Raw genomic sequence first — 11,930 nt, forward strand, 5'->3', positions numbered from 1 at the left:
TGAAGTTCCGGCAGTTTCCCTGCCTTCAGGAGCCTTGCGGTAATTGCCAAGCGTTACGCATCCGAGTCCCAGATGACGGTGATATCACCACTCAACGTCTCGTTCATCCCGGGCCGCAGCAATTGTTCGATATATTCGCGAGGCATCCAGAAACGCAGCGTGCCCTCTTTGTTATCCACGTAATGCCCAGGCTCAAACGGGCCTGACCAGGAATTGTTGAAGAGTTCTTTATTGCTAACGGGATTGCCGTAATGGGTGATCCCAGCAGGAAATGTGATCATGGGTTGTATCTGTGTAGCGTATCCACTCTTGCTGCGCAGATAGCATCGCCGTGGTCCTGGCGCATCGCACAGCATCATGACTTTGAAACGTGAAGACGCGGAGATATAAAACTTCTGATCACGGACAATACTGCCTGGTATTTGTCCGCTCTCGATCCAGCGACTCCAGCCTTCCCTTGGTTCCAGTACCACCTTGTTTCCGCCGGCAGGCAAACGGACCTTGAGGGTGTGCTGAACATCCAGCACGAAATCGAGGCTCAGCACACTGTCCTCCGGCGCCATCATCGGCCCCATGTCGAAATCTGCGCCGGGCCCGACGGAATAGACCATCGATCCGGTGTAAAGCCCGGATGACATACCCAGGGGATTGGGCGTGCGCAACTCGTAGGCAAAATCGAAGTTCTCGAACGCCATGCTCGGGATAGTGTAGGCGGCCATCTTGGTACAAGCCGCCTCTACTGGCGTCTTCCAGAAAAAACGATAAGACGAAGGGGTGTAGCTTCCCATACCGCTGTACAGACAAGGCGGGGCTGCGTAAACCCAACTGGCGTCGGTCCAGAGCTTTTGGTGGCCTTCGAGACTATCTGTCACCCCCACCAGATTGGCGGCTGTATCGCTTAGTGAATACCTTGAGCCCATGCCAGTGATGCGTATTTCGACGGTTTCCGTTTCCTGGGTATCGCGATTGGTGACGGTCAGTTGCCGCCAATTGGCGGGCGCTTTCACCCCTACGCCGCCGCTGCCGCTGCCTGGCCCGAGAGGGCGAGTGGAATTGAAACGAATCGGCACCTGGATGCTGAACATCTTGGTGGCGGCGCATTCGCCAGGATAGATCGCGCAATAACCGCTGCTGGGCGTCTTGTTGATAAATACATTATTGTTCGGTTGCGCCGGATCGGGCGTAAACAAAGCGCGGATCTCCTGATTCGCCGCCTCTGCCGAGGGCACACCCAGCGTCATCAGCAACGCCAGTTGGCCGGCCAATTTTTTCACACTATCCATTCGTATCATTCCCGATAGATTCGTTGCACGGTGCTTCATTCTCCCGGCGCTCTGGCGTTGAACAGCAGCAGGACATTGCCGGCGTAATCACCCGCGCGGTATCCGCCGACCGGTTTTACCGGGTCGATCTCCAGCGCCACCCGCTTGCCCGTCGCGGCCTCTTCCCGGGACATGACCTGGCGCATGACAGAGTTCAGTTCAACGCCGTTGAACCTGACCCGCAGTGCAATGTCGTCGTCCGGCCTGCCATTGGACAGGTAGGGCACGCTTTCCAGACGCGCTTCAATCGCGCTGGTGTCGTGGCGCACGTCGAAGTTCTTGCGCAGGCTGCCCAAGGTTGAAGTGGGGTAGCTCCAGAGCAGCGGCTGCGGCCGATGAATCCAGTCCGGTTCGGACGGAATGATGTAAAAGGCCCGACTCGGAACCGTCAGCGACACCTCGAATGTATGCTCTTCGCGAGCCGCCCAACTCATGGCGCTCATCAGTCCAGTGATTGCCATCAGTACGACGACGGCGCATTGCTTGCTCATATTCATTACCTACCCCGCCCATGGAAGCAGCCGTTAGCGGCTCACTACCTTCAAGTCCTGTTTACGTTCGCCTTCGAGCAACTTGAAACGGTATTCACGGCCCTTTTCCTTGTCGAAGCCAAATGATTTGCCCGCCAGCACATGGTGCTTGGTGGTGGCGCCACAATCGCTCTCCTTGCTCACTGAACAATTTTTGAATTCATCGATGACGAGCACCGAGTTGCCGTTGTTGCGCAGTTCGTAACGGCTGTCGGTTTCAGTGATGGCCGTCTCGAATCGGACGTCTTTGGGTCGCACGAAGAAGATCGTGCCGAAGCCGGTCATGACGTTGACGCCGGCGCTCAGGGTCTTTTTGTAGTCCTCGCGCTCTTCACCGCTGACCACGAAGTCATCCTCCTTCTCCGGCACCACCGGCACGAAACGCACCCGGAAATAACGCTCGCGGTCACGCTCGCCCATATACAGCAGGCGAGTGCCCTGCATCCCCTGCGCCGGCACGATCAACCGTGCGGGGCTGGCCATCAGGCCATTGCGCGATGCCTTGTCAGCGGAGGTCTCGATCGGGATTTCCCGGGATGTGCCGTCAGCGTCATAGACGATCTCCAGTACGTTGACCTTGACGAATGCGGTGCTGTCGCCGCTGTTGAAGACCCGCTTCAGGTAAGTACTTTTGTCGCCATCCAGATAGTCATAAACAGTGCCGACATTAATTTGCGGCCCGGCGTTCGCCGCCACGCAAAACACACTGAGCATCGACAGCAAAAACAGACGTGTCATGTTTTCAATCCCAAAAAATTAAAAAATGGAGGGGCCGGACACTCAAATTTCCGAATCCCAGATGACCGTGATATTGCCCTTGAGCGTGCCGCTGAAGCCGGGCCGTATCAGAAAGTCGACCGCGTCCCGCGGCATCTCGAAACGCAGCGAACCGGGCTTGCGATCCAGATAATGACCAGGCTGAAACGGGCCTATCCAAACGTTGTTCATCAGCGGGACTTCATTGACCGGGCCATTGCCGGGGCCGGTGATGCCCGCGGGCAGACTCAGCCGTGTCTCCACCTGTGTGCTGTTGCCGTTTTCACCGCGCAAATAGCATCGAGTACCACCCAGCGAATCGCACTGCATCATCACGTTGAAGCGCGAGGACGCCGAAATGTAGAAGCGTTGATCGCGATAAATCCGCGTTGGCTTGCGACCGCTTTCGATCCAGCGGTTCCAGCCGCCTTCGGGCTCCAGCACCACCTTGTTTCCACCCGGTGGCAGGTCGACTTTCAAGGTGTGCTCTACATCCAGGTTGAAATTGAGCGTCAAGACCGAGTCATCCGGCTGCATGATGTCCCCCATGTCGAAATCCATTCCGGGCCCGACGGTGTAGGTCAGGTCGCCGTAGTATTGGCCCGAAGACATTTTCAGCGGGTTGGGCGTACGAAGTTCGTAGCCAATCTGCACTTGCTCGTAGGTAAAGCCGGGGATGCGGTAATTGGCCCGAGCGGCGCACACGCTCGTTCCGGACGTCAGCCAGAAGAACGTTCTGGCGTTTGGCCACGCATACATGCCCCCGGTACTTCTGCACGGCGTCGGAGGTCCCCAGGTCCAGTCGCCCAACAGGCGTGTATGCCAGCCGGGCCATGTCGTGGGCTCACCTTCGCCCACCAGGTTTTCCGCCGTATCGGAAAGAATGTAGCGGCCTCCGATCGAGACGATCCGCACTTCCACCTCGGCCTCTTCCTGCGTGTCGGCATGCCGCACGCTCAGCCTTCGCCAGTCCCCCGGGACCCGAAACATCGGGGCCCTGCGCGGGTCGTTGTGCCCGGCTTCGATCGCACCGACAGACCGAAAGCCGATCGGCGTCAGCAGAGAAAACAGCCCTTTCTCCTTGCAGAATGCAGGTTGACTCGCGCAATGCCCGGTAACCGGGGTCATGTTGATAAATTCATTGTGCATCGGGGTTGCCGGGTCCGGACGGAACACCGCGCGGATATCCATGGTTGCGCCCGATGCCGATTCACCTGCCAGGCTCAATAGCAGCAACGCCGCCAGGCCCCCCAATGAACGTATAGACCTTTTCATCGCTCAACCCGCCTTCTGCTCGGTGAAGGTGATATCGGCCAGGGTGTCCGGCGTACATCGCAGGTCACCGATCATCAGCACGTTGTTTTCGCTGCGATGGCGGTCGGCCTCGAGGCGGAACTGGCACAGCAACTGGTTGCCCTGACGCACTTCCAGCGTTGGCGAACCGGCGTTCATTTCCATCGAGAAGAAACCATCGACCTCTGTCACGCCACGACTGGCGTGGTTGATCACGTGGTGCCCCTTGAGCGGCTGCCCTTGCGAATCGACCAGCCGGCCCAGCACGGTCAGGGTTTTCATCACTCGCACCTTGCGGTACTCGACCCCTCCCTTGTTCAGGTGATAACGGGTGCGGGCCGGTTCGATGGTGGCCGCCGGCACATGGTTGCCTTCGAAATCGAAACTCACCGAGCTGTTCTGGTACGCGGTAATCGGGATGAAGTTGCGCCCCGGCTTCAGCGCCGCGCTGCCACCGCTGTAATCGTCGGCGCGCAGGGCAATGTCGTCGATGTCCGACTCCACATCGACAATCATCCCGGCACCGCGCATCTCATGCTGGCTGGTCAACACCATCTGCTGTCCGCCGAGGACCAGGGTACTGTCCAGGTTGAGGCCGCCGGTAAAGTTGCCGTTGAAGGACGAACGCTGAACGAAACCATCACCATTGATCGCGTCGGTACGAAAGTTGGCGAGGCTGGAAACGCCGACGCCGTAGGTATCGGTGAGCGCCGTCACCGAGACGTTTTGCAGCACGTGATCTTTCAGGTCTTTGCGCCAGCCAAGGGAGGCGTTGTTGTCGCGACCGCCGTCCCGGGCCGTGCGCGAACCGATACTGCCGCTGATCTGCTGTCCAGGTGCGCCGAGTGCCAGGTTGATGCTCAGGTCGACACCGCGATTGCGGTCGTTGCCGCTGCTCAAACTGCCTGGCCGATCGAACAACGACAGCCGCCAGTTGCCATCGCTGCCAAACAGGTGGGTGCGTTGGTTCCAGCCCAGATCGAGGCCGACGCCTTCGACGTTGCCCTCGCTGTGGGACACCCGGGCATTGATCGTGCTTTTGCTGTTGAGTCGATGATTGAGTGCCAGCGAGGAGTTGCTGGTCTCACCGACGAACACATTGCGTTGGCGCACCCGGGTGCCATCCGGCAGGGTTTCGAAAAGATTGGTGGTGTCCAGCCAGCTGCGGTTGTGGCTGATCACCACGCTGCCGGCGCCATAGTTATAGAGGCTTTGCAGGTCCAGACCGGTGCCGTGGTCCTGTGTCTGGTAGACGTTGGCGTACAGACTCAGCTGATTGGCCAGGGTCCAGTCGACGGAACTGCCGTACTGCAGTTTTTCGCGAACCTGGCGCGCCGACAGCCCCAGAATGACCCGTGGGTGCGCCAGGTAATTGACCGAGGCCCCGGCCGTGGTGCTGCCGCTGGACTGCTGATCCCAATTGCTCAACAGTTTGCTTTCTTCCCCGGCGAACAGGTTGTAGCGCCAGCGCTCGTCGAGGTTGCGCCAGTTGCTGGGCTTGTACACCAACTCTTGAGTGCTCGAGGTGATCTGGCCGTCCTCGATCAGGCGCACTTCGACTTCATAGATCCCCCCCGGCAGCGGCCGAGTGTCGAGGGTCTGCAAACCGGCGGGCACCGACTGGGTATTGATCAACAGACCGTCGCGGTAGATTTCCACCGAGCCCTGGCGGTTGGCCGTGACGTAGATCGGATAGACGCTGGGCATCGGACTGTTGATGGCGAGGCTGTCGGAGCTGCCATACATGACGCCGACAGCCGTGTCGGGACTGGTGCCGAACGTGCGCGGCTGGCGAGTCAGTCCTTCGGAGTTGGGGGTGAAATAGCCCAGGCGAAAGAAGCTGCCTTGCAATTCGCGCTGGGTGTAAAGCTCATGGACTGCGTGATAAAGCTTGTCATCCGGACCGCCAAGACGGGCCAGTTGCATGTTGAATGTCTGGCTCCAGTTGCCCAGGCTGGCGCTGGCTTCAAGACCGAAACGTCCGCCCAGATCCTGTTGCTGGCCACCGTTGAGATTGAGCTGGTTGCGCACCATCAGGCCGCTGCTGCCGCCATCGGGTTGCTCGTAATAACGCTTGGCCTCGACGTCGCGCTCAGCATTTTCGGTGAGGATCGAGACGAGGGAGTTTTCCAGGTTGTAATGCACGGCCAGCACCTGATCCGGACACGAACCGGTGCACGTGCCCAGCAGCACGCCAGGCTTGAGATAACTGGCCCACTTTTCCCGCTCGGCGGGGCCGAAGCGGTTTTCGCTGGTGTCGGTAAATTCAAGCAACGTGATGCGGTCATCGCGAGACAACACCACCATGGCCTCCCCCAGCGGTTGCTGATCGAGCTCCACCCGAACAGCCAGAGGCACATCGAAGAAATGCTCCTCGAAATCTGCCGGCAGGCCTTTGGCCTGGGCCAACAGACTTCGCGGTGTCGTACCGGCGGAAGAAACGGGAGCCGCCGCTGCACTGGCACAAAACAACAGCGCAAGCACAGCCGCGATGGGTGTCATCGGGAACATGAACTCTTACTCTGGTTACGAACGGGTTGGAATCCGGCGGACAGCCCGGTTGGGTTGTCCGCCGGTTAACGCCACTTGAGCAGTTAGCGTTTGTTGCCTTGAAGCTCGATCAACGCGTGGCGATCGGAGCAACGGCGTCGAAGGTCATTGCGACCACACCGGTGTAGTCGCCCGGCTGGAAGGTGGTGCCCTTGGCCGTGATCTTCAGCGGCGCGCGGTAGTTCGCGTCGGACTCGGCTTCACCCACGACCAGTTGTGGAGTGAGCGTCAGCTCCTTGTTATTGAACTCGACTTTCAAATCAATCGACTCAGCACCGGAGATCAATTTAGGTGCACTTTCCAGACTGGCGTGAACCGAGCCGTTATTGTTGCGCACGTCGAAGAAACCATTGACTTCTCCCATCTTGCCAGTGCTTGGCTGGTAGCTCATGTCCTGATCCTTGTTGACCAGATCAGGGTCGGTTGGCACTACATAGAAGCCATTGGTTGGCACGTGAGCGATGAGATTGATCGAGTGAGCAGCCTCGCCCGCGGCGAAAGCCATGGAGGATTGGAGAGCCAGAACAGCCAGTGGGGCAGCGATTGCAAATTTCTTGAACATCATTCAGTACCTGTTTTCTTTTAAGGGTTCGGTTCATTGAAAGTTCACAGACAGCGCATACCGGTAAAGGCCGCTTGCCGTGCTCTTTCAACGCCGAGGCATGATCGACTTATCGCTTTGGGAAGTAAGCAGGCAACTTCCTATGAGCTCGTAGTTAAACTACCTCATGACCAGAAAGACAAAACCGCAAAAAATCGAAATATCAAACAATGACTGTAAGTTATGCCTTACATACAGTTTTATTGAAAAAACCAGACAGCGGTTCTAGCCAATTAACATGGGGACTTTTACGCTTTTTAGAATATAAACTCAAAAACTTTAGAGTAATAACTTTAAGATTCTTGAATAACCGGGTGTTCGTAGAAATAGAGGCAGGCGGTAGGGGTTTTTCGATGGATTCCATACATTTCGCTACGCCACCGCTCGTCGGCATGAGGTCGCCTCGCACGGAAAACGCCTTGATCCAGACTTAAGATATATCTTAAGTTGTATCTAAACACGACGAGAGAAGACGAAATGAGAGACCATCATTCCCCCCATCGCGAACACGGTGACGGCCGCGACGGCTTCGAGAAACGCCCCGGCCGCGAACGCGGTGGTCGCGGCCCACGGGTATTTGCCCCCGGCGATCTGAAACTGCTGCTGCTGGCGCTGATCGCCGAACAGCCCTGCCACGGCTATGACCTGATCCGCCAGATTGAAGGCATGTTCGACGGCGCCTACAGCCCAAGCCCTGGCGTGATTTATCCGACCCTGACCTTTCTGGAAGAAAGCGAAATGATTCAGGGCGACGCCGAAGGTGGAAAAAAACGTTACAGCGTGACCGATGCCGGACGCCTGTCTTTAAGTGAACAAGCGATTGCCCTGGACGGCGTGCGCATGCGCATCGAGGTGAGCAAGCGCTCGTTGCGAGGCCATGATCGTCCACCCGAAATCCACGAAGCGGTACACAACCTGCGGCATGCACTGCAAATGCATCACGGGCGCTGGAGTCCGGAAGAAACCCTGCGGGTACGCGACTTGCTCAACAACACCGCCAAAGCCATCGTCGACGGCCCTGCCGTTGAACCCGTTCAGGAGAACGCCGAATGACTGAAGTGATCACCACCATTGCCCGTGTCATGCACGACATCAAACGCCGTCGCCTGGAAGTGTTGCGCGTGGTCGACCTGACCCCGCGCATGCGCCGGATTACCCTGGGTGGCCCTGAATTGGCAGGTTTCGTCAGCCTGGGCACGGACGACCACGTCAAACTGCTGTTCCCGCAAAACGCCGAGCAAGCTGCGGCCCTGGAAACCCTGGTGCCGAGCGCCGGCAAGGACGGCGGTCCGCTGCCTGAAATGCGCGACTACACACCGCGTCGCTACGACCTGAACACCCTGGAGCTGGACATCGACTTCGTGCTGCACGGCGATGGCCCTGCCTCGACTTGGGCCGAGCAGGCCAAACCCGGCCAATTCCTGCACATCGCAGGGCCGCGTGGCTCGATGATCGTGCCGGACATCTTCGACAGTTACCTGCTGATCGGCGACGAAACCGCCCTGCCCGCCATCGCCCGGCGCCTGGAAGCACTGGCGGCCAGCCGCCGTGCGTTGGTGATCGTGGAAGTGGAAAACGGCAAGGAGCAGCAAGTGCTGCACAGCGCGGCCCAGGTCAATGTGATCTGGGTGCTGCGTGAAGGAGGCAAGGACAATCTGCTGGCCACCGTGCGCCAGATCCAGGTGCCAACCGGCAGCCTGTACGCGTGGGTGGCAACCGAGAGCAAAGTGTCGCGGCAGATTCGTCGGGTGTTGCTCGATGAGCATGGGCTGGACGAGCAGTTCGTCAAGGCGGTTGGCTACTGGAAGCTGGATAACAGCGCCGAGGAGTGACTGGCGTCACAATGTGGCGAGGGGGCTTGCCCCCGTTGCGCTGCGAAGCAGTGCTAAAACCTGCAACGAGGTTTTATCTGAAACACCGTACGAGCAGATTTTACGACTGCTTCGCAGCCGAACGGGGGCAAGCCCCCTCGCCACATAAAGCATTCCACAGCACTATATTCGCGCTCACCTTCGAGGGGGCTTGCCCTAATGCCAGTCAGTTAAGCGAAACGCCTGTGGGAGCGGGCTTGCTCGCGAAAGCGGTGTGTCAGGCAACAGCAATGTTTACTGTTCCGCAGTCTTCGCGAGCAAGCCCGCTCCCAAAGGGCGGATGTACGCAGTTCCAATGTGGGAGCGAGCTTGCTCGCGATGGCGGCGCCTCAGACACTACATGCGCTGACTCTTGGTGCGAGACCCAAGCCACCGATCCAGCCCGATCACCAGCAACGCAATCACCACAAACCCCGCCAACAACCCGCCGGCATTGATGAACACCTGTGGATAACCCAGCTTGTCGACATCGATGAACGGGTACGGATAAACCGCCAGCAAATGCCCGCGCAGCAGCGCATAGCCAAAATAAACCAGCGGATAAATCACCCACACCGTGATGTGCCACACGCGCAATGTGCCCTTGGGCACATAACGCCACCAATACCCCAGGAACAGCAACGGCATGATGTCATGCAACAGCTCATCGGCCAGCCATTGCCAGCCCTCGGGATGCCACAAATGGCGCAGCAGCAGGTTGTAGGCCAGGCTCACCACGGCGATGCTCACGGCAATCGCACTGCTGACCCAAGGCTGCAGGAACCAGCGGCGCGCGGCTGACTCGCGGGATGTCCATTCACAGGTCAGCACGCTCGCCACCAGGGTGTTGCTCAGCACGGTGAAAAAGCTGAAAAAACTCATCAGCCCGCCGATCAGGCTAGCGCCCAGCGTCCAGCGCGAATGGAGAATCAAGTACATCTGGATGCTCAATCCCGCCCAGCCGAGCGTGGCAGCCACAGCCACAAAACGGCGGCGAAATACGGACGGATTGACCCTGCTCACAGCGGTCGTTTGGTGCGCATCAACTTCACATACAGGCGTTCGACCTTTTCTCGCGCCCATGGGGTTTTACGCAGGAACGTCAGGCTCGACTTGATGCTCGGGTCGCTCTTGAAGCAACGGATATCGACGCGCTCGGCCAACCCCGACCACTCGTAATGTTCAACCAGCGCATTGAGGATCTGTTCCAGCGTTACGCCATGCAACGGATCGGTGTTGTATTCGGTCATGCCGGGCCTTCGAGCAGAGTGGGAATTGGAAGCCGCGCACCTTACGTTAAATGTAGGTGAAACGGAAAAGATCGCCGCCTGCGGCAGCTCCTGCAGTGGAATCCGTATCCTGTGAGCTGCCGCAGGCTGCGATCTTTTGTCACTGTTACCAAATCCGAAACGATGCATGTCAGTAAAAGCCCTTTCTCTATTTGTAACGGAACATTATCCTTGCGCCCCGCTGCCTGCTGAAACGCTTCTGCTTTCGCTTCACGCCTGCTGCTTTCCGTTTATCCCCCAGAAAAAGATCAAGAATTCCGTCTCTATGCCTGACTTTAAATCTTTGCGAGACAGCGCTGTCTTTGCAACTGCTGCCCATCGAAACATCTTGCCCCTGATCGGTGGTTTCACCGCGCTGGGCCTTGCCTCCTGCGTTCAGGCGGCGCCTGCCTTCGACAGCGATTCACCGTGGATGCTCGGTGACTGGAACGGCACTCGCACAGAACTCGCGGAAAAAGGCTACGACTTCAAAGTCGATTACACCGGTGAAATGGGCAGCAATCTGCACGGCGGCTACGACCACGACCGCACAGCCCGCTACAGCGACCAGTTCGCCCTGGGTACCCACCTGGACTTGCAGAAGATCCTCGGCTGGGATGACGCCGAGTTCCAGTTGACCATCACTGAACGCAACGGCAACAACATCAGCAACGACCGCATCAACGACCCGCGTGTCGGCGGCTTCACCTCCGCCCAGGAAGTCTGGGGCCGCGGCCAGACCTGGCGCCTGACGCAGATGTGGTATCAGCAGAAATTTTTCGACGAGAAACTCGACATCAAGGTCGGTCGCTTCGGCGAAGGCGAAGATTTCAACAGCTTCCCTTGCGACTTCCAGAACCTGGCGTTCTGCGGATCCCAGGTCGGCAACTGGGCGGGTGACATCTGGTACAACTGGCCGGTCAGCCAGTGGGCGATGCGGGTCAAGTATCACCTGACACCGCAGTTGTACGCGCAGATCGGCGCGTATGAGCAGAACTCGTCGAACCTGGATCGCAACAACGGCTTCAAGCTCAGCGGCAGCGGCACCCAGGGCGCGGTCCTGCCGGTGGAACTGGTGTGGACGCCGAAGCTCAACGGCCTGCCGGGCGAATACCGCGCCGGTTACTACTACAGCAGCGCCAACGCCACCGACGTCTATAAGGACAGCAATGGCCAGCCTGCCGCCCTGACTGGCGAAGCCTACCGCAGCGCCTCGAGCAAGCACGGCGTTTGGCTGGTCCTTCAGCAGCAGGTCACCAGCCTCGCCAGCGATCACTCCCGCGGCCTGAGCCTGTTTGCCAACGGCACGATGCACGACAAGAAGACCAACGCGATCGACAACTACGTCCAGGCCGGCCTCGTCTACAAAGGCCCGTTCGACGCGCGCGCCCGGGACGACATCGGTTTCGCCATGGCCCGCGTCCACGTCAACCCGGCCTTTCGCAAGAATGCCGAGGCAACCAACCAGGCCAACGCAGTCTTCGATTTCGACAATCCGACCTTCCTGCCGCCTCAAGACACCGAATACAGCGCCGAACTCTACTACGGCGTGCACGTGACCCACTGGCTGACCGTGCGCCCGAACCTGCAATACATCCGCCATCCCGGTGGCGTGAACGAGGTCGATGACGCGCTGATCGGCGGGATCAAGGTCCAGTCGTCGTTCTAAAAAACACCGAAAAAACCCTGTAGGAGCGAGCCTGCTCGCGATGAGGCCATCACAGCCAACATTGATGTTGCCTGACCCACCGCTATCGCGA

At 58.6% G+C, this 11,930-nt stretch carries 11 protein-coding genes; 3 read left to right on the plus strand and 8 right to left on the minus strand.

Annotated features, from left to right (window positions below; translation table 11 throughout):
- Nucleotides 1–53: 53 nt before the first annotated feature.
- From ACM6IK_RS09120 to ACM6IK_RS09145, 6 genes are all read right to left on the minus strand, one after another.
- Nucleotides 54–1,283, minus strand: coding sequence for a hypothetical protein (locus ACM6IK_RS09120; protein WP_414874039.1), 1,230 nt, complete (start codon nucleotides 1,281–1,283; stop codon nucleotides 54–56).
- Nucleotides 1,284–1,318: 35 nt separating this feature from the next.
- The gene (locus ACM6IK_RS09125) at nucleotides 1,319–1,813 is read right to left on the minus strand and encodes a CS1 type fimbrial major subunit (RefSeq protein WP_414874040.1); all 495 of its coding nucleotides are present in this window, start codon (nucleotides 1,811–1,813) and stop codon (nucleotides 1,319–1,321) included.
- A gap of 33 nt (nucleotides 1,814–1,846) precedes the next feature.
- A complete protein-coding gene (locus tag ACM6IK_RS09130; RefSeq protein WP_414874041.1) occupies nucleotides 1,847–2,590 on the minus strand; it encodes a molecular chaperone in 744 nt (247 codons plus the stop codon).
- Between the two features lie 42 nt (nucleotides 2,591–2,632).
- Complete coding sequence (locus ACM6IK_RS09135) at nucleotides 2,633–3,883, minus strand: hypothetical protein (protein ID WP_414874042.1); 1,251 nt, start codon at nucleotides 3,881–3,883, stop codon at nucleotides 2,633–2,635.
- A 3-nt stretch (nucleotides 3,884–3,886) separates the two neighbouring features.
- Nucleotides 3,887–6,412: a CS1-pili formation C-terminal domain-containing protein gene (locus ACM6IK_RS09140; protein ID WP_414874043.1), complete on the minus strand. Its 2,526-nt coding sequence runs from the start codon at nucleotides 6,410–6,412 to the stop codon at nucleotides 3,887–3,889.
- A gap of 109 nt (nucleotides 6,413–6,521) precedes the next feature.
- Complete coding sequence (locus ACM6IK_RS09145) at nucleotides 6,522–7,013, minus strand: CS1 type fimbrial major subunit (RefSeq protein WP_414874044.1); 492 nt, start codon at nucleotides 7,011–7,013, stop codon at nucleotides 6,522–6,524.
- 516 nt (nucleotides 7,014–7,529) lie between these two features.
- Between ACM6IK_RS09145 and ACM6IK_RS09150 the strand changes: the two genes are divergently transcribed.
- Complete coding sequence (locus tag ACM6IK_RS09150) at nucleotides 7,530–8,105, plus strand: PadR family transcriptional regulator (RefSeq protein ID WP_414874045.1); 576 nt, start codon at nucleotides 7,530–7,532, stop codon at nucleotides 8,103–8,105.
- Nucleotides 8,102–8,884: a siderophore-interacting protein gene (locus ACM6IK_RS09155; RefSeq protein WP_414874046.1), complete on the plus strand. Its 783-nt coding sequence runs from the start codon at nucleotides 8,102–8,104 to the stop codon at nucleotides 8,882–8,884. Before ACM6IK_RS09150 ends, ACM6IK_RS09155 begins: the two co-directional genes overlap by 4 nt.
- A gap of 375 nt (nucleotides 8,885–9,259) precedes the next feature.
- Here the strand turns inward: ACM6IK_RS09155 and ACM6IK_RS09160 are convergent, their stop codons facing one another.
- Together ACM6IK_RS09160 and ACM6IK_RS09165 are read right to left on the minus strand one after the other, a co-directional pair.
- Entirely contained in the window at nucleotides 9,260–9,841 is a 582-nt protein-coding gene (locus ACM6IK_RS09160; protein WP_414874047.1) for a Pr6Pr family membrane protein, read from the minus strand.
- Nucleotides 9,842–9,921: 80 nt separating this feature from the next.
- Nucleotides 9,922–10,152 carry a VF530 family DNA-binding protein gene (locus tag ACM6IK_RS09165; RefSeq protein WP_414874048.1) on the minus strand — a complete coding sequence of 77 codons (231 nt, stop codon included), beginning with the start codon at nucleotides 10,150–10,152 and terminating at the stop codon, nucleotides 9,922–9,924.
- 304 nt (nucleotides 10,153–10,456) lie between these two features.
- Here ACM6IK_RS09165 and ACM6IK_RS09170 point away from each other — a divergent pair, with 304 nt between their 5' ends.
- Nucleotides 10,457–11,839 carry a carbohydrate porin gene (locus tag ACM6IK_RS09170; protein WP_414874049.1) on the plus strand — a complete coding sequence of 461 codons (1,383 nt, stop codon included), beginning with the start codon at nucleotides 10,457–10,459 and terminating at the stop codon, nucleotides 11,837–11,839.
- The last annotated feature ends 91 nt before the right edge of the window (nucleotides 11,840–11,930 follow it).

Source organism: Pseudomonas sp. IT-196MI5, assembly GCF_949767415.1.
Lineage (GTDB): Bacteria > Pseudomonadota > Gammaproteobacteria > Pseudomonadales > Pseudomonadaceae > Aquipseudomonas.

Excerpts from the sequence above, each read along its gene's own strand:
- ACM6IK_RS09120 (WP_414874039.1), bottom strand. The coding sequence starts at position 1,283 with ATGGATAGTGTGAAAAAATTGGCCGGCCAACTGGCGTTGCTGATGACG.
- ACM6IK_RS09125 (WP_414874040.1), bottom strand. The coding sequence starts at position 1,813 with ATGAGCAAGCAATGCGCCGTCGTCGTACTGATGGCAATCACTGGACTG.
- ACM6IK_RS09130 (WP_414874041.1), bottom strand. The coding sequence starts at position 2,590 with ATGACACGTCTGTTTTTGCTGTCGATGCTCAGTGTGTTTTGCGTGGCG.
- ACM6IK_RS09135 (WP_414874042.1), bottom strand. The coding sequence starts at position 3,883 with ATGAAAAGGTCTATACGTTCATTGGGGGGCCTGGCGGCGTTGCTGCTA.
- ACM6IK_RS09140 (WP_414874043.1), bottom strand. The coding sequence starts at position 6,412 with ATGTTCCCGATGACACCCATCGCGGCTGTGCTTGCGCTGTTGTTTTGT.
- ACM6IK_RS09145 (WP_414874044.1), bottom strand. The coding sequence starts at position 7,013 with ATGTTCAAGAAATTTGCAATCGCTGCCCCACTGGCTGTTCTGGCTCTC.
- ACM6IK_RS09150 (WP_414874045.1), top strand. The coding sequence starts at position 7,530 with ATGAGAGACCATCATTCCCCCCATCGCGAACACGGTGACGGCCGCGAC.
- ACM6IK_RS09155 (WP_414874046.1), top strand. The coding sequence starts at position 8,102 with ATGACTGAAGTGATCACCACCATTGCCCGTGTCATGCACGACATCAAA.
- ACM6IK_RS09160 (WP_414874047.1), bottom strand. The coding sequence starts at position 9,841 with ATGTACTTGATTCTCCATTCGCGCTGGACGCTGGGCGCTAGCCTGATC.
- ACM6IK_RS09165 (WP_414874048.1), bottom strand. The coding sequence starts at position 10,152 with ATGACCGAATACAACACCGATCCGTTGCATGGCGTAACGCTGGAACAG.
- ACM6IK_RS09170 (WP_414874049.1), top strand. The coding sequence starts at position 10,457 with ATGCCTGACTTTAAATCTTTGCGAGACAGCGCTGTCTTTGCAACTGCT.